The organism is Micromonospora sp. NPDC048842 (assembly GCF_040649935.1).
GTDB lineage: Bacteria > Actinomycetota > Actinomycetes > Mycobacteriales > Micromonosporaceae > Micromonospora > Micromonospora hortensis.
In genome coordinates, this window is the sequence record NZ_JBEZGK010000010.1 from 225,518 (window position 1) to 248,862 (window position 23,345).

Genomic DNA, 23,345 nt, shown 5'->3' on the forward strand with positions numbered 1-23,345 from the left:
GGAGAGGCTCTCAGGTGAGAGACAAGCATCCCGAAGAGACCGAGCACGCGCAGCTGTCCCGGCGCAAGCTGGTCAAGTACGCGGGCGTCGGCGCGACGCTGGCCGCGGCCAGCCCACTGGTCGGTGCCGGCACGGCCTGGGCCGGCGAGGACCGCCGGCCGGGTGACGACGACAAGACCGACCGGGGCAACTCGAAGAACCGGGCGTGGCGTGCGGGCGACCACCACATCCACTCCGAGTACAGCGGCGAGTTCGACACCACGAAGTCCCCGATCGTCTTCCACAAGGGCGCGGACGCGGTCTACCCGATCGTCACCAACGCCATCATGGCGAAGAACTTCGGCCTGACCTGGGCGATGTGCACCGACCACGGTGGACCCACCCACTCGAAGGTGAACATCGAGCAGGCGTACCCCGACCTGCTACGGTCCCGCAAGCTCGTCCCCGAGGTGCTCCAGTTCTGGGGCATGGAGTTCGACGCGCCCTCGCTGGACCACCACACCCTGATGATCCCGCGCCACGAGGACGAGGCGAAGCAGCTCTTCGAACTGGAGAGCCGGTTCGCCAAGTACGACGCGTTCCCCACCGACCCGGCCCGCGACACCGAGGCCAAGATGGTGGAGTTCCTCAAGGTGGCCCGGGGCATGCCGCACAAGCCGCTGGTGATCGCCCACCACGCGTCGCGTTCGGCGCCCGGTCTCGGCGTCTACGGTCAGGACACCCCGCGTGAGTTCCGCAACGGCAACAACGCCGCGCCGGACGTCTACATCGGCTTCGAGGGCGCGCCCGGTCACCAGGCCGGCCCGCTCAACGGCGGCAAGCGGGGCGGCTACGGCAACCACCCCACCTACGGCGGCTTCGACCAGATGACCGCCCGGGTCGGCGGCCTGTGGGACTCACTGCTCGGCGAGGGCCGGCGCTGGTGGATCACCGCGACCTCGGACTCGCACGTGCACTGGACCCGGGGCGGCTCCGACTTCTGGCCGGGCGAGTACAGCAAGACGTACGTGCACGCCCGCCAGGACTACGGCGACATCATGGACGGCCTGCGCAACGGCCGGATCTGGGTCACCACCGGTGACCTGATCCGCAGCCTCGACGTCACCGCCACGTCCCAGGGCAGGACCGCCGAGGTGGGCGAGACGATCACGGTGAGCCGTCGTAGCCGTACCGATGTCGAGATCGAGATCACCTTCCGCCCGCTGGGTGGGGTTAACGCGAACGGCGACCGGCCCGAGGTCCGCCGGGTCGACCTGATCGTCGGCCAGATCACCGGCCCGAGCGCCAGCCTGGACGCCGACACCAACCCCACCACCACTGTGGCGGCCCGGTTCGGCCCACGGGACTGGCGTCGGCACGGCGACAGCTACGTCATCCGGCACACCTTGCGCAACGTCGAGGCGGACACCTACGCGCGGGTGCGTGGCACCAGCACCGACGAGGCCGAGCCGCTCGCCGACGGGCTGGAGAGCCCGTGGGACGACCTGTGGTTCTACTCGAACCCGGTCTTCGTGCACGTGCGCTGACCGAGTGCGGTAGCGACATCGCGGGCCTGTCCGGCACCGCTCGACTGACCACGTCGGGCGGTGCCGGGCGGGCCGCCCGCAGTATCCGCAGGTCAGTCGGGCCTGCTGCGGCGGGCGCGAGGGGTGGCGGTCCGCCCGCTCCGCGCCGCCGCGGCGCCGGTCCGGCGCGCAGCGGGCGCGGGCGTCGGGTCGGGCTGCACCTGGGTCACCACCTCGCAGAGGTCGCGCAACGGGTCTACCGCCTGGGTCGAGCAGGCGACCTTCTGCAGCAGTGACCGCAGCGTCGCCGACTCGGTCGACGTGAGCGCCCCCAGCAGGTGCGACTCGACCTGCCGCAGTGCCAACCGCCGCTGCTCCCAGGCGGCACGGCCGGCGTCGGTGACCTCGATGAGCCGGTTGCGTCGGTCGGCCGGGTCCGCGCGCCGGGCGACGAACCCGGGCCGCTCCAGGTCGTCGATCAGGTAGGTGAGGACGGTGCGGTCGATGCCGATCTCCTCGGCGATCGCGCCCTGGTTCCGGGCCGGCCCGTTGCTGGCCGCGGTGAGCAGTTGGTAGCCGCGCGGGCCACCGGGGAAGTCGGTGAGCGCGTGCTCGGCCGCCCGGACGTAGCCGCGGAAGACGATCCCGAGCATCCAGCCCAGGTCGTCGTCGAGCGGATCGGGCCGGTCCGGCCGGTGAGTGGCACCCGTCATGCCCCGACAATAGCGCAGCAAGTCAGACCTTGTTGGCGGAAGATGTTCTGTGCGGCATAAGGTTAAGGTTGCGACGCATCGTCCGAGGCGTCGAGAAAATCGGGAGGCTCGCAGATGAGCGACTACGGCCAGGACCTGGTCTTCGGCTCCTTCGTCACGCCCAGCGCTGACAATCCGGGCCGTGCGGTCGGTGTCGCCGTCCTGGCCGAGCAGGTCGGGTTGGACCTGGTCACCTTTCAGGATCACCCGTACCAGTCGGCGTTCCTCGACACCTGGACGCTGCTGAGCTTCGTGGCGGCCCGCACCAACCGGGTGCACCTGGCGGCGAACGTGACCAACCTGCCACTGCGCCCGCCGGCGGTGCTCGCCCGCAGTGTGGCAAGCCTGGATCTGCTCAGCGGTGGCCGGGTCAGCCTCGGCCTCGGGGCGGGGGCGTTCTGGGATGCCATCGAGGCGATGGGCGGCCGACGGCTGACCCCCGGTCAGGGCGTACGAGCGCTGGAGGAGGCCATCGAGATCGTCCGTCAGCTCTGGGATGTCGAGACGCGCGGCGGAGTGCGGGTCGACGGTGAGTTCTACCGGGTGGTGGGCGCCAAGCGCGGTCCCGCTCCGGCCCACGCCGTGCCGATCTGGCTGGGTGCGTACAAGCCCCGGATGCTCCAGCTCACCGGTCGTCGGGCCGACGGTTGGCTGCCCACGCTGGGCTACCTCCAGCCCGGTGATCTGACCAAGGGAAACGCGATCATCGACGACGCCGCGCAGCAGGCCGGCCGATCCCCGCAGGACGTGCGTCGGCTGCTCAACATCGCCGGAGAGTTCTCGACCGTCGGGCGCGGCCCGCTGAACGGGCCCGCCGAGCAGTGGGCCGAGGAGCTGGCCGAGCTGGCGCTGGAGGAGGGTGTCGGCACCTTCATCCTGGGTAGCGACGACCCCGACGACCTGCGCCGCTTCGCCGGTGAGGTGGCCCCCGCCGTCCGCGAGCTGGTCGCCGCCGAACGTGACCGGGACGCGGCCCCGGAGCCGGAACCGGAGCCGGAGCCCGTCGCTGCGCCGCCCGCGCGGGCGAGCCGCGCCACCGCGACCGGTGGTGCGTTCGCCGTGGTGCCGACCCCGGACGACGGCGTACGGCGAAGCGAGCAGCAGGTGTGGGACGAGTCGGCACGGCCGACCGGGCCAGCGCCCGACCCGGAGCGCACCTACACCCCGCAGGAGCAGGCCACCGGAGCGCACCTCGTGCAGATCCACGACGGCCTGCGCGCCGAGCTGGCCCAGATTCACGACCTCATCGAGCAGGTGGCGGCCGGCGAGATCGACGCCGGCGCGGCCCGGTCCCACATCAACACGATGACCATGAGGCAGAACCGGTGGACGCTCGGCGTCTACTGCGAGTCGTACTGCCGCATCGTCACCACGCACCACACGATCGAGGACCAGTCGCTCTTTCCCCGGTTAAGGGCGCGGGACCCCCGACTCGGCCCTGTGGTCGACCGGCTGGAGCAGGAGCATCACGTCATCCACGACGTGCTGGAGGGTGTCGATCGGGCACTGGTCGCGTACGTCGGGTCTCCGGACGGCATCGCCGAGCTGCGCGCTGCGGTGGACCTGCTGACCGACGCCCTGCTGTCGCACCTCAGCTACGAGGAGCGGGAACTGGTGGAGCCGTTGGCGCGGCTGGGCATCGCCTGATCAACGCGCCGCGGCGGTGGCTCGGGGTTGCTCCGATCTAATCTGAGAGACTACTCTCGAAACATGTCTCTCAAGAATCCGTACGGGGATTTCGAGATCACCGAGCCGCAGGCGCTGCGGGCGCTGGCCCATCCGGTGCGCCTGGCGATCCTCGAACACCTTCAGCGGCACGGCCCGGCCACTGCCACCGGGCTCTCACCGCACGTCGGCGCCACGCCGTCGGTGGTCAGCTGGCACCTGCGGCACCTCGCGACGTTCGGCCTGGTCCATGACTGGGATGGCGCCACCAGCAAGCGGGAACGCTGGTGGCAGGCCGTCGCCCGAGGCTTTCGTTTCACCGCCCCCGAGGGCACCGAGGGGCAGACCGCCGTCCAGCAGCTCCGCGCGGAGATGTTCGCCCGCAACTCCGACGCACCCCAGCAGTGGCTGCTGCACGAAGGGCCCCGACTGGACCCCGAGTGGCGCACGCTGGCCGGCATGGCCGACACCCGGTTCGTGGCCACCGCCGACGAGCTGCGGCAACTGGAGGAGTCCATTGAGGAGCTGATCGCCCCGTACGTGCGGCGCAAGGAGAAGTCGGCTCCGGCCGACGCGCGGATCGTCCGGATGCTGCGCTACCTGCTGCCCGAGCCGGGGGACGAAGCCCCGGCCGAGTCCAGCGACGACGACGTGGCCGCGTCATGACCGCCACCGACGCCCCCGCCGACACCGGGCCCCCGCCGGCCCTGCACCGTGACCGGCGGTTCCGCACCTTCTGGATCAGCGAGACGATCTCCCATTTCGGCGATCGGATCAGCGAACTGGCCCTACCGCTGATCGCCGTCACACTGCTCACCGCCACACCCGTGCAGGTCAGCGTCCTCACCGCGCTGATCTGGCTGCCCAACCTGCTGGGCCTGTTCCTGGGCGCCTGGGTGGACCAGCGCACCCACAAGCGGCGACTGCTGATCATCGCCGATGTGATCCGCGCCGCGGTGCTGCTCAGCCTCCCGGTGGCCTATCTGTTCGACGCGATCACCCTCACCCAGCTCTACCTGGTGGCACTGCTCACCGGCTTCGGAGCGGTGCTCTTCGCCATGGCGCGTCAGGCGTTCTTCGTCGGCCTGGTGCCGCGCTCGGCGTACGTGGACGCGAACAGCAAGATGAGCATGAGCCGGTCGCTCTCCTTCATCGCCGGTCCGGCCGTCGGCGGTGGGCTCGTTCAGGCGCTCAGCGCGCCGGTCGCGATAGTCGTCGACGCGGTCTCCTTTCTCGGCTCCGCGCTGTTGCTCAGTCGCATCCCGGTCACCGAGCCCCCGCCACCGCCGCGTCGGACGTCCACCCTCGGCCTGGTCCGCGAAGGGCTCGTGCTGGTCCTGCGGCATCCGGTGCTGCGGGCCGCCCTCGGCTGCACCAGCACTGTCAACTTCTTCACCTTCATCGCCGGCGCGCTGCTGGTGCTCTACGCCAGCCGCGAACTCGACCTGTCGGCCGGCGCGATCGGCATCGCCCTCGGCTTCGGAGCGATCGGCGGATTCATCGGCGCGGCGCTCGCGCCGAGGGTCTCGCGCGCCATCGGTCTGGGCCGGACCGCCATGATCGGCGCGGTGCTCTTCCCCGCGCCGCTGGCGCTGACCGCCCTGGTGTCCGGGCCCACCTGGACGAAGGTGGCCATGCTGGCGGCCATCGAGCTGGTCTCCAGCGTCGGGGTGATGCTGATGGACGTGAACCTCAACGCCCTCCTCATCGCCGTGACACCCGCCGACGCGCTAGGACGCCGGGCCGGTGCCTACAGTGCCGTCAACTACGGCATCCGACCGCTCGGCGCGCTGGTCGGCGGTGCGCTGGGCACCACCATCGGGCTGCGGCCCACCCTGGCCATCGCCGGCCTGGGTGGCGTGCTCGCCGTGCTGTGGCTGCTCGCGTCACCGGTGCGCCACATCCAGACCCTCGACACGGCCTGAGGGCTCCGGGCGTGCGGCTGGCCTGGCTCTGCGGCCTCTGCCAGCGAAGCTCAGCCGGCCTCCGCCAACAGAATCCGAGCCAGCTCGGCGGGCTGGGAGAACATCGGCCAGTGGCCAGTGGCCATGGTGACCAGTCGCCAGTGGTCGCTGGTCAGCAGGTTCGCCACCGTGTCGTTCGGCTCGGGCCCGTCGAGCAGGCACTTGACGTACGTCGCCGGCAGCTCACCCAACGGCCGGGCCAGCACGGCCGGCTCGGTCAGCGTGGCCCCCGGATGCGGCGTGGAGCCCTCGATCAGCCGGGCGATCTGCTCGTCGGTGAGACCCTGACCGTCGAAATCGGCCGGGCCGAGCGGAGCCCAGTAGCCGTTGTTGTCGGCGATCTGCGCCTCGAAGGCCGCCTGGCCCTGCCACCAGCCGGAGGCGAACGACCCACCGTCGACCGGCACCTCAGAATCCACGAAGACCACCCGGCTCAACCGGTCGCCGATCCGCTCGGCGGCCTGACCCACCGGAATGCCCGAGTAGCTGTGCCCGACCAGCACCACGTCGTGCAGGTCGCCGCGCTCGATCTCGTCGACGATGTCCTGAACGTGGGTCTGCTGCCCGGCGGGCACATTCCGCCGGTCGGCGAGGCCGGAGAGGGTCAGCGGGTGGGTGCCGTGGCCGGCCGCCCGCAGTGGTGCCACCACCTCGTCCCATGCCGAGGATCCCAGCCACGCACCCGCCACCAACACGAAATCAGCCATGGGCGGACCCTAGCGGCACCCTCCGACAGCCCCGATACGTCGCTACCAGGCGCGGGCCTGGACCGGTGATCGCGAACGGTCAGCCGGTGGCGTCGAGGTGGGCAGCGATCTGCCTCGGCAGCGGATAGCTTCGTTCAGCCGGCAGGTGGTCCGTGGCCGCCCGCACGTCATCGGCCCGCACCAGTTCCCGTACGCGGTGGACAGCGGGGGTGATGTCCGTGACGCTGACCGTCCAGTCGTCGACGTACCGGGCGACGGCTTCGCCGGACAACCCGACCTGCAACGACCGGTAGGGCAACGCGCTCAGGTGCAGTGTCCGTTCCGGATCCCACTGCACCCGTACCGGGCTGGCCTTGAGTTGCCGCGACCACGTCGCCCGGTCAGCGTGCACGCCCTGGTCGTAGTGACTCAGACAGGCTCGCGCCAGCGCCCACTCGAAGCCCTCCCGCGTGATGTCGATGGACAGCACGCGCTCCTGCCCGGGCTTGGTGGCCCAACCGCAGCGGTACATCATCCACAGGAACGACGGCTTGATCCAGGTCATCCGGTCGCGCTTGAAGGGGGCCACGAAGCGACCGGCGGCCACGGCCGGCAGCGCGATCTCCGGTGGGTACGCCTGGTACACGGTGATCGTGTCGGCCGAGAAACGAGCACGGATCTGACGGGCGGGAACGGACACCCTGCGATCTTCACCCATCGGACCGCGCCTCTCCACCGGGTTTTCGTACCGGGGCCCGGGGAGACCCGGTGCGGACCGGCGGCTGCCGGACTGGGCACTCAGGCGTGGTCCCGGGCGGGCGGCCCGATCTCAACGGGCATCCGATAGATCTGGACCGGGTAGTCGACGGCCGAGACCCCGCCGTTGAGCCCGGCGGTCAGGTGCAGTTGGGCCGCCGGCATCCAGAGCCGGGCATCGGCGTCGAGCCACATCGCGTCCACCCAGGCCAGTCGGGGGTCGGCGACGAGCGTCCGTACGCTGCGGTCGGGTGCGAGGACGAGGATGCGCCGCCGTTCCAGGTCGCTGAGGTAGATGGTGCCGGTGGCGTCGATGGCAGTGCCGCCGGTGCTGGGTGTGTCACACCAGCGTTCGACCCTCCGGGCCAGCTCGACGGCGGACACCGACGGGTCGTCCAACCAGCGGGTGGCGATCCGGGACATCCCGCCGGAGGCCGGCTGGTAGTAGAGCCAGCGACCGTCCGGCGACACCTCCAGCTGGTCGACGTGCAGGCGTACCTCGGCGCCGTCCGGGTCACGCAGCACGCGCCCGTCGGCGATCACCGGGCCGCCCGCCGTGCTCGGTTGCCCGTCCAACACCCGCCTCGACCGACCCGAGTCGAGGTCGAGCACGATGAGGCCGGTTGCCCCGGCGTCGCTGAGATAGGCCACCCGGCCGTTGAATCGGACGTCGTCGACGTAGCTGCCCGGGTGCACCGCCTCGTCGAGGTGGTAGACCCGATCCACGTGGTCGTCGTCCGGGTCGACAGCGATCAGCCGAGCGCCGCCCGGCACCTGCGCGCCGCCGATCCGCGGCGAACCCGAGTCGACGATCCACAACCTGCCATCCGAGCCGACGCGTAATCCGTTGACGTGCACGAACGCCCCGCTCGGCGGCTGGTCGGCACGATTCCACGCGGCGTCGGGGTAGGGGACACGACGGCCGTCCGGCAACGCCTCCACCACCTGTACGCCGGGCCGATCCGCCGACGGGTAGCTCAGGAACACCCGCTCGCCCACTGTGGACACGCCCGTGCACACCCGGTCCTCTTGGAACACCGGCGTCAACCGGTGATCCTCCTCGGTGGGCAGCGACATGAATCTGCTCCTCACCCCGCCCGGCGGCGCCTCGGCTTCCAGCCGCTGACGACGGCTACGGCCGTCCGGCGCGGTATCCCCGGAGCGTGCCGGCCGAAACAGCCGTCGCAGGACACCGCCGGCGCTCAACCGGCGGCAGGGCGCCGTCGGCGCTCAGCCGATCGGCGGTGCCGGGGGGCCGACCCGGGCGGCGAGTCGCTTGGGGGCCATGACGCAGTAGCTCTCGGTGAGCAACTCACCCACCTCCTCCCAGTCGGTGTCCTCGTCCAGGACCATGCCCATCACGTTCGGACTCCAATCCGGTTTGTAGAAGGGGTGCCCCGTGGCGAGGAGCCCGGCGATCTCGTCGAGTGGCGACCGGAAGGTCAGCAGGCAGGCGGGCTGGTCGAGTGCGGCGGCGCGCGCGTGCACCGGCTGGCGATCGGGGTCGACGGTGAGCACGTGGGCGATGGTCCGCTTGCGGATCCGCCAGCGGGTGCCGACCCAGGCGGGCTCCTCGTAGGTCTCCGGCAGCCCGAGACAGATCGGCCGCAGCCGGTCGAGGACCTCGGGCGGGACGTCTCCGGGTGCGGTCACGGACAACGACGCTAACCGGTCGGTGTGACAAGTTCCGCTCGTCGAACCCCGCCCGGGCCGGTGGTGCGCGCCCCGTCGATCCGCCAGGATGGGCGGGGCGACACTGGGCCGTCGCCCCGGCCCGACCGCCCCCGTGCCCGCTGAGGAGTGCCGTGCCGTCCACCCTGCTCTCCCGCCGTGACCTCGACTTCCTGCTGCACGAGTGGCTGCGGGTGTCCGAGCTCGTCGAGCGCCCCCGCTACGCCGAGCACTCCCGGGAGACCTTCGACGACGCCCTGGATCTCGCCGAGCGGGTGGCCACCGAGCAGTTCGCCCCGCACAACCGCGCCGCCGACCTGGCCGAGCCCACCTTCGACGGGCAGCGGGTGCGGCTGATCCCGCAGGTCGGTGCGGCGTTGGACAGCTTCGCCGAGACGGGCCTGCTCACTGCCGGGCTGGACGCCACTGTCGGTGGCCTGCAACTGCCGCACGCCGTAGCGGCCGCGTGCTTCACCTGGTTCCAGGCCGCCAATGTGGCCACCTCGGCGTACCCGTTCCTCACCCTGGGCAACGCCAACCTGCTGCTGGCGCACGGCAGCCCCGAGCAGGTGGACACCTACGTCCGACCCATGCTGGACGGTCGGTTCTTCGGCACCATGTGCCTGTCCGAGCCGCACGCCGGCAGTTCGCTGGCCGACATCACCACCCGCGCCGAACCGCAGGCGGACGGCACGTACCGGCTGTTCGGCACCAAGATGTGGATCTCCGGTGGCGACCACGAGTTGGCCGAGAACATCGTCCACCTGGTGCTGGCGCGCATCCCGGGCGCGCCGCCCGGCGTCAAGGGCATCTCGCTGTTCATCGTGCCGAAGGTGCTGGTCGGCCCGGACGGGTCGCTCGGTGAGCGCAACGACGTGGCGTTGGCCGGCCTCAACCACAAGATGGGGTTCCGGGGCACCACTAACACCCTGCTCAGCTTCGGCGACGGCGCGCACACCCCGGCCGGCCGCGCCGGAGCTGTCGGTCACCTGGTCGGCGCGCCGCATCAGGGCCTGGCGCAGATGTTCCACATGATGAACGAGGCCCGGATCGGGGTCGGTGCGGGCGCCACCGCGCTGGGTTACACCGGCTATCTCAAGAGCCTGGCGTACGCGAAGGAAAGGCCGCAGGGCCGGCCGGTCGGCGCGAAGGACCCGGCCGCCGCGCAGGTGCCGATCATCGACCACCCTGACGTACGACGGATGCTGCTGGCCCAGAAGAGCTACGTGGAGGGGGCACTGGCGCTGGTGCTCTACTGCGCGCGGCTGCTCGACGAGCAGAAGACCGCACCGGCCGAGGCCGACCGCGAGCGCGCGCACCTGCTGCTGGACGTGCTCACCCCGATCACGAAGAGTTGGCCGTCGCAGTGGTGCCTCGCCGCCAACGACCTGGCGATCCAGGTGCTCGGGGGTGCCGGCTACACCCGTGACCACGACGTGGAGCAGCACTACCGGGACAACCGGCTCAACCCGATCCACGAGGGCACCCACGGCATCCAGGCACTGGATCTGCTGGGGCGCAAGATGATCATGCAGGGCGGCGCAGGTCTCACATTGCTGACCACGATGATCGGTGACACTGTCGAACGGGCCCGCAAGGTCGGGGGAGAGGCGTCCGAGCTGGCGGATCGGCTGGCCGCCACGGTGGGCCGGGTCACCGCTGTCACCCGTCGACTCTGGGCCGACGGTGACCCGGTGCTGGCGTTGGCCAACGCCAGCGCCTACCTGGAGGCCGTCGGGCACGTGGTGATCGCGTGGATGTGGCTGGAGCAGGTCCTGGCGCTGCCGGCGGAGGGCGCCGGCGACGCGTTCCACGCCGGCAAGCGGCAGGCCGCCCGCTACTTCTTCGCCGTCGAGTTGCCCCGGACCGGCCCGCAGTTCGACCTGCTGGAGAGCCGGGACCGGACCGCGCTCGACATGCGCCCGGACTGGTTCTGACCGGCCCCGCCGCCGGTCACCGTCGGCGGGACTGGTGGCTCACGGCCTGCCGCCCCTTGACGACGCCCCAGACGATCACGATCACCAGCGCGATCACACCGATGATGATCAGCCAGCGGACCGCCTCGAGAATCAACCCGAGCAGGATCAGCACGCCGGCGACCACGCCGACAACCCAGAGCAGTGCACGCATGTCGACCTCCCGTAACCGGCCGCGCCTGGTGCGGCCGGCCCCGGCTTCTCGTTCCCCGTCCGGCCGACACCATGCGCGCGCGGCATACCGAAGTCGATCAGGGGCCGGTACGCGCCACGTAGACGGTGTTTGCCGACTCCCCGCCGGTCAGCGGGTTGGCGAACGGCACGACATGCGCGCGTACGCTCGCGAACACCTCGGTGAGAGCGGCGGTGAACTCGGCGTCCGGCGGGTCGTCCGACCAGAGCGCGAAGACGCCCTCGGGGCGTAGCAGGGCGGCCAGGCGACGCAACCCGGCCGGCGGGTAGAACGCCGCGTGGCTCGGGTGCAGGACGTTGCGCGGGGAGTGGTCGACGTCGAGCAGCACCGCGTCGAACCGCCGGCCGGGCACCTCGGCGTCGAAGCCGGTGTCACCGGCCACGGCCGCGAAGAAGTCGGCCTGCACGAAGCGGGTCCGGGGGTCCTCGGCAAGCCCCGCCGCGAACGGCAGCAGCCCTCGTTGGTGCCAGTCGATCACGTCCTCGATCGCCTCCACCACGAACAGTGAGCGCACCCGGGGGTCGCCCAGCGCCGCGCAGGCGGTGTAGCCCAGCCCGAGACCGCCCACCACCACGTCGAGCGAGTCACCGGCCACCTCGGCGAGACCGAGCCGGGCCAGCTCGATCTCCGCGACCGGGAAGAGGCTGGACATCAGGTACTCGTCGTCGAGTTTGACCTCGTACACCTCGACCTGGAGTGCCGGGTCCCGGCGTCGGCGCAGACTGATCGCGCCGATCGGGGTCTCCCGCCAGGCCAGCTCTTCGAAACGCGCGCCCACGGGTGCCCTCTCGCCGCCGGATTCGTCCACGGATGGTAGCGGTTGCCCCGCGACGGGCGACCACGCAGGGTCCACGGGAGATCGACGCAGCGCATATCCTGTGCCCGGCCGATCCACCGGAGGGGACTTATGCCGTCGCGGCAGGACCAGCTGCACTCCTACCAGTTCAGCGTCCAGCGGGCAGTCGCCGCCCTGGTCATGCGGGAGACCGACCCCGCACAGTCGCCGTTTCGGCGGCTGGCCGGCGCCGGCCTGGCCAGCGTCCTGGTCGCGGCGATCGGGCTCGGTGGCTTCGCCCTCTACGGCCTGTTCGCCGGCGGCGGCAAGGGGTGGCGCGACCCGGGCGCGGTGATAGTGGAGAAGGAGTCCGGCGCCCGGTTCGTCTACCGCGAGCAGAAGCTGCACCCGGTGCTCAACTACGCCTCGGCGCTGCTCATCGTCGGTGCGGACCGTTCGAAGACCGTCCTGGTGTCCCGACGCACTATCGACGGGGTGCCGCGCGGGCTGCCGTTGGGCATCGCCGACGCGCCCGACTCGCTGCCCGCCCCGGGCCGGCTGGCGGCCACGGCGTGGACGGTCTGCTCGACGGTCCCGGCCGGCACGGGCGTCGAGGCGCCCCGCTCCGCGTTGCTGATCGGCACCGACTCCGACGGGGGTAGGCCGTTGGGCGACGACGCGCTGCTGCTGCGTCACCCCGACGGTGGGCTGCACCTGGTCTGGCACCAGCGCCGCTACCTCGTCCGTGATCCGAGCCGGGTGCTGGCGGCGCTCGCCACCACCCGCGCCCAGGCGGTTCGGGTGGCGCCGGCACTGCTCAACTCGCTGCCCGCCGGCACCGACCTCGCCCCACTCGACCTGCCCGCACTGGGCCGGCCCGCCACCCGGGTGCCGGGTGCCGCGATCGGCACCGTCTACCTGGTGAGCAACTCCGGTGGCGGCCGGCAGTACGCGGTGGCGCTCGACGCCGGCCTGGCCGGCATCACCGAGTTGCAGGCGGGGTTGTTGCTGGCCCGCACCGGGCAGGTCGAGCCGGTGCCGATGACGTTGGGTCGGTTCGCCGCGCTGCCCACTGTGCCTGATCTGGCCCCGACCGGCCCGAACGCCCCGCCACCGACCCCGCCCCGGCTCGCGGCCGGCGACGGCGGGGCGCTCTGCACCCGCATCGGCGACGACGGCGGGGTTGGTGAGGTGCGCTGGGGCGTACCGCTGCGGGACCTGACGGCCGTGCCCCGCACCGCGCCCACCGGCGGCGCGGTGCTGGCCGACCACGTGGTGGTGGAGCCGGGCCGTGGCGCGGTGGTCGAGGCCGCCGCGGCGCCCGGCGCGACCGGCGGCGCGGTCTCCGTGGTCACCGACCTGGGCCGACGGTACGTGCTGGCCGATCGGGAGGTGCTCCCGATGCTCGGCTACCGCGACGTGCGGCCGGTGCGGCTACCGGCCGGGCTGGTCAGCCTGGTGCCCGCCGGCGCCACCCTCGACCCAGCCGCCGCCCGCGCCGTAGCGGCCCCAGACTGAACCCCCAAAGCCCGCCGCCGGCGCGGCATGCCGGCGGTGATCAAGAGGTTTGCGTCAGAACCTGGCGTGATCCTGACGGAAACCTCTTGATCACCGGGAAGTAAGGCGTGGCGGGCGGTGTCAGTCGGCCGGGCGGCGCAGGACGGTTACCGCGAACGGGGCGTCGTCGCGCCACGGGCGCAGGTCCCAGGTGGCGAAGCGCTGCTCCACGCGTAGCCCGGCGGCCACCGCGTCGGCGTCGAACGCGGTCAGTGGGTAGCCGCGCTCGGTGCCGAAGCCCACTGTCAGCACGCCATCGGGTCGCAGGTGCGCCGCCACCCGGCGCAGCACGTCCGGTTCGGTGCCGACGGCGACGAAGGCGAGCACGTTGCCGGCCAGCACCGCCGCGTCGAACGGCTCGGCCTCACCCAGCGCCGGTAGATCCAGCTCGGCGAGGTCGGCGACCAGCCACGTCGGGCCGGGATAGTCGGCACGGGCGGCATCCACCAGCGCGGGGTCGGCATCCACCCCGACCACGGTGTGCCCCCGCTCGGCCAGCGCGGCACCGACGCGGCCGGTGCCGCTGCCGGCGTCGAGAATGCGAGAGCCCGGCGCGACGAGGGCGTCCACCAGTCGGGCCTCGCCGGCCAGGTCCGCGCCCTCGGCCGCGAGCTTGCGGAACCGGTCGATATACCACTGTGAGTGCTCGGGGCCGGTGTCGGTCGCCCAGCGGGTCGGGTTGGCCATGAGGCCACCGTATCCGGGCCGGCGGGGGCCGGGCGGGCGACCCGGACGAGACGATCATCCCTTCTCCGCGCCGCTGGTCAGCCCCTCGGTGAGCAGCCGTTCGCTGGCGAAGAAGAGGATCACGATGGGCAGGGTGAGCACCACCGACCCGGCCATCAGCACGGTCTTGGGGACCTCCACCCCGTCGGCGAGCAGGGACAACCCCAGCGAGACCGTCCACCGGTTGGGTTTGTCGACCAGGAACAGCAGGGCGAAGAGGAACTCGTTCCAGGCGATCATGAAGTCGTAGAGCGCGACCGCCATGATCGAGGGCATCGCCAGGGGCAGGCTGACGCGGCGGATGATGCCGAGCCGGCCGGCGCCGTCGATGGCGGCCGACTCCTCCAGACTGACCGGAATGGTCTCGAAGTAGTTCTTCAGCATGTAGACCGACACCGGCAACGTCTGCGAGATGTAGACCAGCACCAGACCGAACAGTGAGCCGCGCAGCCCGGCCCGGGTGAAGACCACGAACAGCGGGATCGCGATGACGATCGACGGGAACAGGTAGACAGCCAGGAACAGGAAGTCCACCTGCCGCCGGCCGAAGAACCGCAGCCGGGCCACCGCGTACGCGCCGGGGATCGCGACCAGGAGGGTGAGCACTGTCGCCGCGACGGCGACCAGCCCGCTGTTGCGGATGAAGGTGAGGAAACCCTGGCCGCCGTCGTCGGTGGACTTGAGCACCTCGGCGTACGTGGCCACTGTCAGCTCACCGAAGCCGACCACCAGCGCCCCGGGGTCGAGCAGCAGCCGCTCGATGGGACGCACCGAGAGCACGAGCATGTAGTAGAAGGGGAACACCGTGATCACCAGGAACACGGCGATCACCAGGCGGCGCAGCCAACGCAGGCTCACCGTCTCCACCACGTCCCGGTCCATCAACCCACCCTCCGTCCGAAGAAGCGCAGATAGATCAGCACGAACACGATGAGCACCACGGCCAGCACGACCGCCTGGGCGGCCGCGGCCCCGATGTCGGTGCGGGCGGTGAGGAACTCGTACACCCGCACGCTGACCACCTCGGTGCCGGCCGCACCGCCGGTGAGCAGGTAGACGTCGTCGAACTTGTTGAACGTCATGATGAAGCGCAGCACGCCCAGCAGGGCGATCACCGGCAGCAGTTGCGGCAGCAGGATGTGCCGGAACCGCTGGGTGGGGGTGGCGCCGTCGACCCGTGCGGCCTCCTCCAACTCGCCGGGCACCGCCTGGAGCCGGGCCAGCAGGAACAGGAACGCGAACGGGAAGTACCGCCACGCCTCGAAGACGATCACCGTGGCCAGCGCTGTCGACTCCTGGGTGAGGAACGGCACCGGGGCGTCCCAGCCGAGCAGGCGTTGACCCCAGGCGTTGACGATGCCGAGCTGCGGGTCGAGCATCACCTGCCAGACGAACGTCACGGCGACCACCGGTGCCACGTACGGCAGCAGCATGGACGCCCGGACCAGGGTGCGACCCCGGAACGGCCGGCGGACGACCAGTGCGGCCACCAGACCGAGCACTATCGATCCGACGGTGCCGCCGATGCTGTAGATCAGCGTGACCCACAGCGTCTCGGCGAAGCCGGGGGTGTTCAGCACCCGGTCGATGTTGTCCATCGTGAACTCGCCGAACAGGCCGGTCTTGCGCAGCGTGGCCAGCCGGACCCGCTGGAAGGCGAGCACCACCGTCCAGACGATCGGGATGCCGATGACCGCGATGGTGACGAGCAGGGTCGGTGCGACCAGCGCGAGCCCGGCCCGGGATTCGCGGCGGCGCAGGGTCAACGGTCGGCGCCGGGGTGGCACCGACCGCTCCCTGGTGGGGGAGCGGCCGGGGCCGGGCGCGGTGGTGGTCAATTGACGCCCGCCTTGATGGCGTCCACGTCCTTCGTGGCGCGGTTGGCGGTGGCCGCCGCGTCGGACTTGCCGGAGACGAGGTCGCCCAGCACCTTGGGCACCGGCAACTCGCCGAGCATGGCGCCGACGAGCTTGCCCTGCCCCTGGGTGAGCCCCCAGCGCCCAAAGGTGTCCGGGCTGCGGCGCAGCGTGGCCAGCACCTCTTCGCCGTACACGTCGGTGAGGGGCTTCTTCGCGTCCACGCCCGCCTGGCTGGTGTTCCAGGCGGTCAGGTACGCCTCCGGCTCGGCGGGGGTGCCCTTGCGCACCGGGAAGCGGCCCTCGGGGGACATGCCGAACCAGCGCGGGTAGCCGTCACCGAGCATGTACTCCACGAAGGACTTCGCCGGGTCGGTGACCGCACCGTCGAGAACCGCCCATGAGCTGATCTCGCCGTACTGGGCCGGCTCGGTGCCGTTCGGGCCCTTGATCGCGGTGACGAACCCGCTGTTCTTGGCGAGGAACGCCGGGTCCGCCTGGCACTGGGGGCAGGTCGGCTTGGCGTCGTTGCGCAGCCCGGCCAGCTCGTCGAGGATGAACGGCGACCAGATCACCATTGCCGCCTTGCCCGCGAAGTAGGTGGCCCGGGTGGTGTCCACGTCCTGCGCGCCCTTCACCGAGCTGGTGCGGATCAGGTCACCGTAGAAGCGGAACGCCTCGACGCACTGGGGCGAATCCAGTGTCACCTTCCCCGAGTCGTCGGTGAGCTGGCAGCCGTTGGCCAACGCCAGGTGCTCGAAGGTCTGCTGGGTGAACACGTCGCTGGGGGCGGTCGCCGCGGTGATGCCGGCGACGCCGCCGGTGTTCAGCCGGGCCGCGGCGGTGGTGATCCGCTCGTACGTGTCGGGGGCGGGCAGGCCGGCCGCGGCGAACAGGTCCTTGCGGTAGACGAGCAGCTGCCCCCAGCCGTCGCTGGGCACGGACAGCTGTTTGCCGTCGTCGGAGGTGAGCTCCAGCGCTCGGGGGGAGAACGTCTGCTTGCCCAGCTTGTCGACGACCTCCGCGTTCGCCGAGGCGTGCAGCAGCTCGTTGCCGGCGAGCGTACGGATGCCGGCTAGGGAGACCGAACCGACCACGTCGGGCAGGTCGCCGGCGGCGGCGTTGGCGGCGATCAGTGAGGGGAACTGGTCCTCGTTGACGGTCACGAGATCGACCTGGATCCCGGTCTTGGCGGTGAAGTCGGCGATGATCGCCTTGGTGGCGGTGACCCGGTCGGCCACGTCCTCCAGGCTCCAGACGGTGATCTTCTTGCTGTTGCTGTCTGGCTCGTCGTCGCCGCAGGCAAGCAGGGTGGACGTGGTCAGTGCCAGGATCAGGGTGGTGGCGAGTATCCGCCTCGGAGGTGCAGACATCGATGGCACTCCTCTCGAAGGGTACAAGAAGGATCCAACACCTTCGATTAATCAATAGCAAGACATATCGCGATTTTTTGCTATCCTGGAGCCCAGTGCTACCGGGATGTGACACATGGGCAACTGGGTGGTCTCTCTCGCCGGGCCTCGACGCATCAGCCTCGAGCCCTGCCCGCCGGATCCGCTCGGCCCCGGCCAGGTCCGAGTCCGCACCTGCTACTCGGGCATCTCCGCCGGCACCGAGCTGACCCTCTACCGGGGCAGCAATCCCCGGCTCAGCAAGGACTGGGACGACGCCGCCCGGATGTTCGTCCCTCGGCAGACGCCGGTGCCCTACCCGCTGATCGGCTTCGGCTACGAAGAGGTCGGCGAGGTCATCGAGGTCGCGCCGGGAGTCACCGACCGGCATCCGGGCCAGCTCGTCTGGGGCATCTGGGGGCACCGGGCCGAGGCCGTGCTCGCCGCTGACGCGGTCCGCGCGCTCCCTGCCGGGCTGGACCCGCTCGCTGCGGTCTTCGCCCGCCCCGGCGCCATCGCGCTGACCGCCGTGCTCGCCGGTGACCTGCACCTCGGCGACTGGGTCGGCGTCTTCGGCCAAGGGGTCATCGGGCTGCTCGCCACCCGGCTCGCGGTGCTCTCCGGGGCCCGGGTGGTGGCCGTCGACCCGGTTCCCGACCGGCTGGAGCACGCCGCCCGATACGGCGCCAGATCCACAGTGGATGTCACTGTCGCCTCCGCCGCCGCCGTGCTGCGCCAGGCCACCGACGGCCGGGGGGCCGACGTCTGCCTGGAGTTGTCCGGCGCGTACCCGGCGCTGCACGAGGCGATCCGCTCCACCGCCCACGCCGGGCGGGTCGTGGCCGCCGGCTTCTACCAGGGCCAGGCCGAGGCACTCGGCCTCGGCGAGGAGTTCCACCACAACCGCATCCAGTTGGTGGCCGCCCAGGTCTCCGGACCCACCCCCGCGCCGAGCATGGCCGGCCGGTGGACCGGAGACCGGGTCGCGCAGACCTTCATGGACCTGGTGGCCGACCGCAGCGTCGACCCGCTGCCGCTGGTCAGCCACATCGTCGACGCCAGCGCGGTCGCCGACGCCCTCGCGCTGCTCGACCGCGGCGCCGGTGACGTCCTCCAAGTCGTGCTGAGGTTCTCATGACCACCATCGCGCTGGCCTGTCAGGAACAACTCCTGCCGGGCACCAACCTGATCCAGAAGTACGCCCTCGCGGCAGCCCTCGGCTACCAGGGCATCGAACTACGCGGCCGCGGCGACCTGGCGTTCGCCCGCCGGCTGCCCGAGCTGCGCCGGGCCCGCGCCGCCGGGGTGGTGATGCCCACCGTCTGCGTCGAGATGGACCACTTCATCGGCGACTTCGACCCGGCCCGGTCCGCCGACGCCGTCCGCAACCTGCGCTCCCAGCTCTCGGTGATCGCCGAGCTGGGTGGCGTCGGGGTGATGACCCCGGCCGCCTGGGGGATGTTCTCCCGACGACTGCCGCCGTTCGAGCCGCCCCGGGCCCCCGACGGCGACCGGCAGGTGCTCCTCGACGCCCTCGGCGAGCTGGGCGAACACGCCCGGGCCGAGGGGGTCACCCTCTTCCTGGAACCCCTCAACCGGTACGAGGACCACATGGTCAACCGTCTCGACGAGGCGGTGGCGCTCTGCGCCGCGCTCGGACTTCCGTCGGTCCGGGTGGTCGCCGACACCTTCCACATGAACATCGAGGAGGACGACGTGCACCGCGCGCTGCGCGCCGCCGCGCCGTACCTCGGGCACGTCCAGGTCAGCGACTCCAACCGGTACCAGCCCGGCGCCGGGCACCTGGACTGGCCGGCGCTGGTGCGAACCCTGCTGGAGCTGGACTACCGGGGCTGGCTGGCGCTGGAGTGCCGGCTCCGTGGCGACCCGGTGCGGGCCCTGCAACAGGCCGCCACTGTGCTGCGACACGCGTTGCCCCGGCGGGCCGCCGCGTGACCCCCGACGCGAGGCTGACCAGCGTCGGCGCGCCGGCCGACGCCGAGCCGATTAACGTCGGCGAGCCCGCCGACGCCGGAGCGACGCGCGCCGACGCCGCCGGCACGGGTGGCCCGGCCGACGCGGCCGGGCTGCGCCGGCTCGCTGTCGACACGCTCGACGCCAACTGGGAGCACGACCACACAGTGCCCTCGCGCACGCTCTACCCGCATCAGTGGAGCTGGGACTCCGCGTTCATCGCGATCGGGTTGGCCCAGGTCCGTCCCGACCGCGCCTGGCGGGAGCTGGCCAGCCTGTTCCGGGCGCAGTGGGCCGACGGCCGCGTGCCGCACATCGTGTTCAACAGGGCGCTGCGGGTCGGCGCGTACTTCCCGGGGCCGGAGATGTGGCGGTCGGCCGACGTGCCGGGAGCACCGACTGTGGCCACCTCCGGCCTGGTCCAGCCGCCGGTGCACGCGCTCGCCGCGCTGCTGGCGTACCGGCGGGCGCCCGACCCCACCGCCCTGGCCGCGCTGCGCCGGCTCTATCCCGCGTTGGTCGCTCAACAGCGCTACCTGGCCGACCGGCGGGACGTGGCCGGGGACGGGCTGGTCTGCATCGTGCACCCGTGGGAGTCGGGATTGGACAACAGTCCGGCCTGGGACGAGCCGATGGCCGCGGTGCCGGCCGAGGCGGCAGTCATGCGGGCGTACCGTCGGCACGACACCACGCACGCCGACGCCGCGCACCGCCCCACAGACCTGGACTACGCGCGTTACCTGGCGATCGTCGCCGCCTACCGCGAGCACTGCTACTCCGACCGCGACCTGGCCGCCGCGCACCCGTTCCTGGTGGAGTGCCCACTGTTCAACGCGGCGTTCGGGGCCGCCGAACACGCCCTCGCCGAGATCGCCGCGCTCGTCGGCGACGATCCCGGGCCGCACCAGGCCCGCGCCGCCTGGGTCACCGAAGCCCTCCTGCGCCGGTTGTACGACCCGGAAACCGGCACGTTCCAGCCCCGTGACCTGCGCACCGACCGCCTGCTGAGCGCCCGTACCGTGCTCGGGCTGACGCCCCTGATCCTGCCCGGCCTGCCGACCCGGCAGGCCGACGCGCTGATCGTCGAGGCCCGGTCGGCGCGCTTCGGGCTGGCCCGTCGGATGGACCGGCCGCTGCCTACGTACGACCGCACCGCACCCGACTTCGAGCCGGTGCGTTACTGGCGTGGGCCGAGCTGGCTCAACATCGGCTGGATGGTCCGGCGTGGGTTGCTCGAGCACGGTCACCCGGAGCTGGCCGCCGGGCTGCGCCGCTCGATGATCGGTCTGGTCGCCGGCGCGGGCTGCCACGAGTACTTCCACCCGGACACCGGCGTCGGGCTGGGCTCACCGGCGTTCAGCTGGACCGCAGCGCTGCTGCTCGACCTGCTCGCCGACTGAGCGCGGTGCCGGGTGGTAGCGTCCCCGATCCCGGCGGCGGTAAGGAGCATCGTGCGCGAGATCGACAAGGTGGCCTGGATCCTCGTCGAGGACGGTCGGGTGCTGAGCACCCGGTCGGTGGGCAAGGACGTCTGGTACCTGCCGGGCGGAAAGCGTGAGCCGGGCGAAACCGACCTGGAGACCCTGCGTCGGGAGATCGACGAGGAGTTGAGCGTCGAGGTCGACGTGCCCGGCGCCGTGCACCTGGGCACCTTCACCGCTCAGGCGCACGGCCACACGACCGGCGTCACCGTGCGGATGACCTGCTACCGGGCCGACTATCGGGGAGAGCTGCGGCCGGCCAGCGAGATCGCCGAGATGGCCTGGCTCGGGTACGCGGACCGACACCGCACCTCGCCGGTCGACCAGATCATCTTCGACCACCTGAGGGCCGAGGGTCTGCTCACCTAGGGCCTGTTTCATAAGAACTGGCCGGCCTGCGGCGGGCCCGAACGACGACCGGCGGCGTTGCGGTTTCGTCCGGATACGACACCGGTATCCGGACGAAACCGCGCCTTGCCGGATCGCCGCCCGGACTCCGCCTCGGCTCGACCGCCCTTATGAAACAGGCCCTAGCAGCAGTTTGTCGCAGCCGGCCAGGGGTAACCGGCCGAGCGTGACCGACGGCGACGGGTTCCCGTACTTCATCGACGCGGTGTCCCAACGGTCCGGCCTGCCGGCCGAGGAGGCCGCCGTGCTCGCCCGCGCCGTGCTCCAGACGTTGGCCGAGCGGGTGACCGGCGACGCGCCCGGCGACCTCGTCGGGCACCTTCCGAACGAGGTCGACGGCTACCTGAGCGGCCCGGCCCCGGATGCGGGCGGGGCCTCCGGTCCTGCCTCGGATGCGGCCGGGACGGCCCTTCCGGCCCCGGATCCGGCCGGGGCCCTCACCCCGGATGTTGGCGCCGATGGGTTGACCAGCGGGGTGGGCCTGGAGGTCGGCGGTGCCGGCGCGACTCCGATGGAGGCCGGCCCGACGGAGTTCCTTCGTCGGGTGGAACAGCGTGCCGGGGTGGACCCGGCCGCTGCCCGGGCCGGCACGGGCGCCGTCTTCGCCACGTTGCGAACGGCGATGACGGTGCGGGAGTTCCGGGAGATGGTGGCGCGACTGCCGCGCGACGGCGGGTTCTGACCCGACCTCGTGTCGGGATTGTCGGTACTGGCCGGACTCGGCGTGGTACGAGTGCTCGGTGGATCCTGATGGTCGCCGCCGACCCGACGTCACCCGCCCACGGCGTGGGCGGGTGGTGGAACGAGTCAGGGCGGCCGCTGCCCGGGTTCGCGGTCGCGGTGGCCGGGCGGGGCGGTTGCGGCTGAGCCAGCTGGAAGTCGCACTGGTGATCTCGGTGCAGGCGGGCCTCGCCGCAGCTCTGGCCTGGGCGATCGGGCACGACGTGCTGGGCAACCCTGCGCCGATCTTCGCGCCCTCGGCGGCGGTGGGCACTATCGTCGCCGCGCTAGGTCAACGCGCCCACCGCACCGTCGAACTGCTGGTCGGGGTCGGCCTCGGTATCGCCACCACCGACTTCCTGCTGTCCTTTCTGGGCACCGGGTTCTGGCAGACCGGGTTCGTCGTCGGGTGCGCGATCTTCGCCACGCTCGTGCTGTTCGGGCGCAGCGGTGCCGCCGTCGGTCAGGCAGGCGGCACGGCGGTGCTGCTCGCCGCTCTCAGCCCCGCCCAACAGGACCTCGAGTGGCCCCGGATCGTCGAGGCGATGGTCGGTGGCGTCGTGGGTCTCGTGGTGGTTGCGGTTCTGGTGCCGCTGAACCCGATGCGGATCCTCGACCGTGACGCCGCGCCGATCTACCAGTGCCTCGCCAAGCAACTACGGGAGGTCTCCGCCGCGTTGCACACCGGGGAACAGCAGCGGGCGGTCCGCGCGTTGGACGCGCTGCGCGCCATGGGCCCCGACCTCGAACGCATGCACCAGGCGCTGAGCGGTGCCGAGGAGGTGGTGAGTCTTGCGCCCGCCCGGTGGCTGCGCCGCCAGGATGTGGAGCGGTTCGCGCGGGCCAGCCAGCACGTGGAACGCGTCATCGAACACGGCCGGGGAGTGGCCCGCCGATCGGCGATGGCGTTGCAGTACAACGAGCCGATTCCCCCCGACCTGCCGGCCAGCGTCGGGAGACTCGCCGACGCGGTCGAGCTGTTGCGCCGGGAACACCGGGCCGGCCGACCGACCGAGCGCACCCGGCAGGCCGCGCGCGACGCCGTCTACCAGGCCGGTCGCGCGCGGGCGCGGGGCGTCGACGAGTTCGGCGACGCGGTGGTGACTCAACTGCGCACCGCCGCCAGCGACCTCCTGCGGGCCACCGGATGCGATCCGACAACCGCGAACCAGGTGGTACGGGAGGCAGAGCAGCACGGCGAGGAGTCACTCCGGCCGGGTGGCGCACCCGAGTGAGCGCCGCCGGCGATCGAACGGGCCGAGCGTGTGTCAGCCCGGAGCACAGCGGTC

Annotated in this window: 23 protein-coding genes; 12 read left to right on the forward strand and 11 right to left on the reverse strand. The window is 71.6% G+C overall.

Annotated features, from left to right (window positions below; translation table 11 throughout):
- Positions 1 to 14: 14 nt before the first annotated feature.
- Positions 15 to 1,526 (forward strand): phosphoesterase, encoded by a 1,512-nt coding sequence (locus tag AB0C19_RS17110; RefSeq protein WP_357185837.1) that lies wholly within the window; start codon positions 15 to 17, stop codon positions 1,524 to 1,526.
- A 92-nt stretch (positions 1,527 to 1,618) separates the two neighbouring features.
- Here AB0C19_RS17110 and AB0C19_RS17115 read toward each other — a convergent pair whose 3' ends face one another.
- Positions 1,619 to 2,218 (reverse strand): MarR family winged helix-turn-helix transcriptional regulator, encoded by a 600-nt coding sequence (locus tag AB0C19_RS17115; protein WP_357185840.1) that lies wholly within the window; start codon positions 2,216 to 2,218, stop codon positions 1,619 to 1,621.
- 114 nt (positions 2,219 to 2,332) lie between these two features.
- Between AB0C19_RS17115 and AB0C19_RS17120 the strand changes: the two genes are divergently transcribed.
- The 3 genes from AB0C19_RS17120 (at position 2,333) to AB0C19_RS17130 (ending at position 5,847) form a co-directional block, all read left to right on the forward strand.
- A complete protein-coding gene (locus AB0C19_RS17120) occupies positions 2,333 to 3,904 on the forward strand; it encodes an LLM class flavin-dependent oxidoreductase (protein WP_357185843.1) in 1,572 nt (523 codons plus the stop codon).
- 63 nt (positions 3,905 to 3,967) lie between these two features.
- Positions 3,968 to 4,588: a helix-turn-helix domain-containing protein gene (locus AB0C19_RS17125; RefSeq protein ID WP_357185846.1), complete on the forward strand. Its 621-nt coding sequence runs from the start codon at positions 3,968 to 3,970 to the stop codon at positions 4,586 to 4,588.
- Entirely contained in the window at positions 4,585 to 5,847 is a 1,263-nt protein-coding gene (locus AB0C19_RS17130) for an MFS transporter (RefSeq protein WP_357185849.1), read from the forward strand. The genes AB0C19_RS17125 and AB0C19_RS17130 overlap by 4 nt, the downstream gene beginning before the upstream one ends.
- Positions 5,848 to 5,897: 50 nt before the next feature.
- Here the strand turns inward: AB0C19_RS17130 and AB0C19_RS17135 are convergent, their stop codons facing one another.
- From AB0C19_RS17135 to AB0C19_RS17150, 4 genes are all read right to left on the reverse strand, one after another.
- Positions 5,898 to 6,593, reverse strand: a complete 696-nt coding sequence (locus AB0C19_RS17135) for an alpha/beta hydrolase (RefSeq protein ID WP_357185852.1) — start codon at positions 6,591 to 6,593, stop codon at positions 5,898 to 5,900.
- Between the two features lie 79 nt (positions 6,594 to 6,672).
- Positions 6,673 to 7,272 carry a DUF4291 domain-containing protein gene (locus tag AB0C19_RS17140; RefSeq protein ID WP_357185855.1) on the reverse strand — a complete coding sequence of 200 codons (600 nt, stop codon included), beginning with the start codon at positions 7,270 to 7,272 and terminating at the stop codon, positions 6,673 to 6,675.
- A 98-nt stretch (positions 7,273 to 7,370) separates the two neighbouring features.
- Positions 7,371 to 8,405 (reverse strand): L-dopachrome tautomerase-related protein, encoded by a 1,035-nt coding sequence (locus tag AB0C19_RS17145; RefSeq protein ID WP_357185858.1) that lies wholly within the window; start codon positions 8,403 to 8,405, stop codon positions 7,371 to 7,373.
- Positions 8,406 to 8,558: 153 nt separating this feature from the next.
- A complete protein-coding gene (locus AB0C19_RS17150) occupies positions 8,559 to 8,981 on the reverse strand; it encodes an MmcQ/YjbR family DNA-binding protein (protein WP_357185861.1) in 423 nt (140 codons plus the stop codon).
- A gap of 152 nt (positions 8,982 to 9,133) precedes the next feature.
- Between AB0C19_RS17150 and AB0C19_RS17155 the strand changes: the two genes are divergently transcribed.
- Positions 9,134 to 10,936: an acyl-CoA dehydrogenase gene (locus AB0C19_RS17155; protein WP_357185864.1), complete on the forward strand. Its 1,803-nt coding sequence runs from the start codon at positions 9,134 to 9,136 to the stop codon at positions 10,934 to 10,936.
- A 16-nt stretch (positions 10,937 to 10,952) separates the two neighbouring features.
- Here the strand turns inward: AB0C19_RS17155 and AB0C19_RS17160 are convergent, their stop codons facing one another.
- Both AB0C19_RS17160 and AB0C19_RS17165 read right to left on the reverse strand, forming a co-directional pair.
- Positions 10,953 to 11,129, reverse strand: coding sequence for a hypothetical protein (locus AB0C19_RS17160; protein WP_238677404.1), 177 nt, complete (start codon positions 11,127 to 11,129; stop codon positions 10,953 to 10,955).
- Positions 11,130 to 11,226: 97 nt separating this feature from the next.
- Positions 11,227 to 11,946: a spermidine synthase gene (locus AB0C19_RS17165; RefSeq protein ID WP_266302800.1), complete on the reverse strand. Its 720-nt coding sequence runs from the start codon at positions 11,944 to 11,946 to the stop codon at positions 11,227 to 11,229.
- A 129-nt stretch (positions 11,947 to 12,075) separates the two neighbouring features.
- On the opposite strand from AB0C19_RS17165, the gene eccB reads away from it, so the two are divergent.
- Complete coding sequence (gene eccB, locus AB0C19_RS17170) at positions 12,076 to 13,461, forward strand: type VII secretion protein EccB (RefSeq protein WP_357185868.1); 1,386 nt, start codon at positions 12,076 to 12,078, stop codon at positions 13,459 to 13,461.
- A 120-nt stretch (positions 13,462 to 13,581) separates the two neighbouring features.
- On the opposite strand, the gene AB0C19_RS17175 is transcribed toward eccB, so the two are convergent.
- The 4 genes from AB0C19_RS17175 to AB0C19_RS17190 are packed head-to-tail and all read right to left on the reverse strand — an operon-like array spanning position 13,582 to position 17,455.
- The gene (locus AB0C19_RS17175; protein WP_357185871.1) at positions 13,582 to 14,187 is read right to left on the reverse strand and encodes a class I SAM-dependent methyltransferase; all 606 of its coding nucleotides are present in this window, start codon (positions 14,185 to 14,187) and stop codon (positions 13,582 to 13,584) included.
- A 54-nt stretch (positions 14,188 to 14,241) separates the two neighbouring features.
- Positions 14,242 to 15,108, reverse strand: coding sequence for a carbohydrate ABC transporter permease (locus AB0C19_RS17180; RefSeq protein WP_357185874.1), 867 nt, complete (start codon positions 15,106 to 15,108; stop codon positions 14,242 to 14,244).
- Positions 15,108 to 16,013 (reverse strand): sugar ABC transporter permease, encoded by a 906-nt coding sequence (locus tag AB0C19_RS17185; protein WP_357185877.1) that lies wholly within the window; start codon positions 16,011 to 16,013, stop codon positions 15,108 to 15,110. The genes AB0C19_RS17180 and AB0C19_RS17185 overlap by 1 nt, the downstream gene beginning before the upstream one ends.
- 47 nt (positions 16,014 to 16,060) lie before the next feature.
- Positions 16,061 to 17,455 carry an extracellular solute-binding protein gene (locus tag AB0C19_RS17190; RefSeq protein WP_357185880.1) on the reverse strand — a complete coding sequence of 465 codons (1,395 nt, stop codon included), beginning with the start codon at positions 17,453 to 17,455 and terminating at the stop codon, positions 16,061 to 16,063.
- Between the two features lie 115 nt (positions 17,456 to 17,570).
- Here AB0C19_RS17190 and AB0C19_RS17195 point away from each other — a divergent pair, with 115 nt between their 5' ends.
- From AB0C19_RS17195 to AB0C19_RS17220, 6 genes are all read left to right on the forward strand, one after another.
- Positions 17,571 to 18,611: a zinc-binding dehydrogenase gene (locus tag AB0C19_RS17195; RefSeq protein WP_357185884.1), complete on the forward strand. Its 1,041-nt coding sequence runs from the start codon at positions 17,571 to 17,573 to the stop codon at positions 18,609 to 18,611.
- Positions 18,608 to 19,429, forward strand: coding sequence for a sugar phosphate isomerase/epimerase family protein (locus AB0C19_RS17200; RefSeq protein WP_112589707.1), 822 nt, complete (start codon positions 18,608 to 18,610; stop codon positions 19,427 to 19,429). Before AB0C19_RS17195 ends, AB0C19_RS17200 begins: the two co-directional genes overlap by 4 nt.
- Positions 19,430 to 19,560: 131 nt before the next feature.
- Positions 19,561 to 20,847 (forward strand): hypothetical protein, encoded by a 1,287-nt coding sequence (locus tag AB0C19_RS17205; protein WP_357185966.1) that lies wholly within the window; start codon positions 19,561 to 19,563, stop codon positions 20,845 to 20,847.
- Between the two features lie 51 nt (positions 20,848 to 20,898).
- The gene (locus AB0C19_RS17210; RefSeq protein ID WP_357185888.1) at positions 20,899 to 21,297 is read left to right on the forward strand and encodes an NUDIX domain-containing protein; all 399 of its coding nucleotides are present in this window, start codon (positions 20,899 to 20,901) and stop codon (positions 21,295 to 21,297) included.
- A gap of 205 nt (positions 21,298 to 21,502) precedes the next feature.
- Positions 21,503 to 22,018, forward strand: a complete 516-nt coding sequence (locus tag AB0C19_RS17215) for a DUF2267 domain-containing protein (protein WP_357185891.1) — start codon at positions 21,503 to 21,505, stop codon at positions 22,016 to 22,018.
- A 58-nt stretch (positions 22,019 to 22,076) separates the two neighbouring features.
- The gene (locus AB0C19_RS17220) at positions 22,077 to 23,291 is read left to right on the forward strand and encodes an FUSC family protein (protein WP_357185894.1); all 1,215 of its coding nucleotides are present in this window, start codon (positions 22,077 to 22,079) and stop codon (positions 23,289 to 23,291) included.
- The last annotated feature ends 54 nt before the right edge of the window (positions 23,292 to 23,345 follow it).

What these genes read in the sequence shown, in the direction of transcription:
- AB0C19_RS17200 (WP_112589707.1), top strand. Translation starts at nt 18,608, where the DNA reads ATGACCACCATCGCGCTGGCCTGTCAGGAACAACTCCTGCCGGGCACC.
- AB0C19_RS17115 (WP_357185840.1), bottom strand. Translation starts at nt 2,218, where the DNA reads ATGACGGGTGCCACTCACCGGCCGGACCGGCCCGATCCGCTCGACGAC.
- AB0C19_RS17180 (WP_357185874.1), bottom strand. Translation starts at nt 15,108, where the DNA reads ATGGACCGGGACGTGGTGGAGACGGTGAGCCTGCGTTGGCTGCGCCGC.
- AB0C19_RS17175 (WP_357185871.1), bottom strand. Translation starts at nt 14,187, where the DNA reads ATGGCCAACCCGACCCGCTGGGCGACCGACACCGGCCCCGAGCACTCA.
- eccB (WP_357185868.1), top strand. Translation starts at nt 12,076, where the DNA reads ATGCCGTCGCGGCAGGACCAGCTGCACTCCTACCAGTTCAGCGTCCAG.
- AB0C19_RS17195 (WP_357185884.1), top strand. Translation starts at nt 17,571, where the DNA reads ATGGGCAACTGGGTGGTCTCTCTCGCCGGGCCTCGACGCATCAGCCTC.
- AB0C19_RS17130 (WP_357185849.1), top strand. Translation starts at nt 4,585, where the DNA reads ATGACCGCCACCGACGCCCCCGCCGACACCGGGCCCCCGCCGGCCCTG.
- AB0C19_RS17160 (WP_238677404.1), bottom strand. Translation starts at nt 11,129, where the DNA reads ATGCGTGCACTGCTCTGGGTTGTCGGCGTGGTCGCCGGCGTGCTGATC.
- AB0C19_RS17145 (WP_357185858.1), bottom strand. Translation starts at nt 8,405, where the DNA reads ATGTCGCTGCCCACCGAGGAGGATCACCGGTTGACGCCGGTGTTCCAA.
- AB0C19_RS17125 (WP_357185846.1), top strand. Translation starts at nt 3,968, where the DNA reads ATGTCTCTCAAGAATCCGTACGGGGATTTCGAGATCACCGAGCCGCAG.
- AB0C19_RS17120 (WP_357185843.1), top strand. Translation starts at nt 2,333, where the DNA reads ATGAGCGACTACGGCCAGGACCTGGTCTTCGGCTCCTTCGTCACGCCC.
- AB0C19_RS17190 (WP_357185880.1), bottom strand. Translation starts at nt 17,455, where the DNA reads ATGTCTGCACCTCCGAGGCGGATACTCGCCACCACCCTGATCCTGGCA.
- AB0C19_RS17135 (WP_357185852.1), bottom strand. Translation starts at nt 6,593, where the DNA reads ATGGCTGATTTCGTGTTGGTGGCGGGTGCGTGGCTGGGATCCTCGGCA.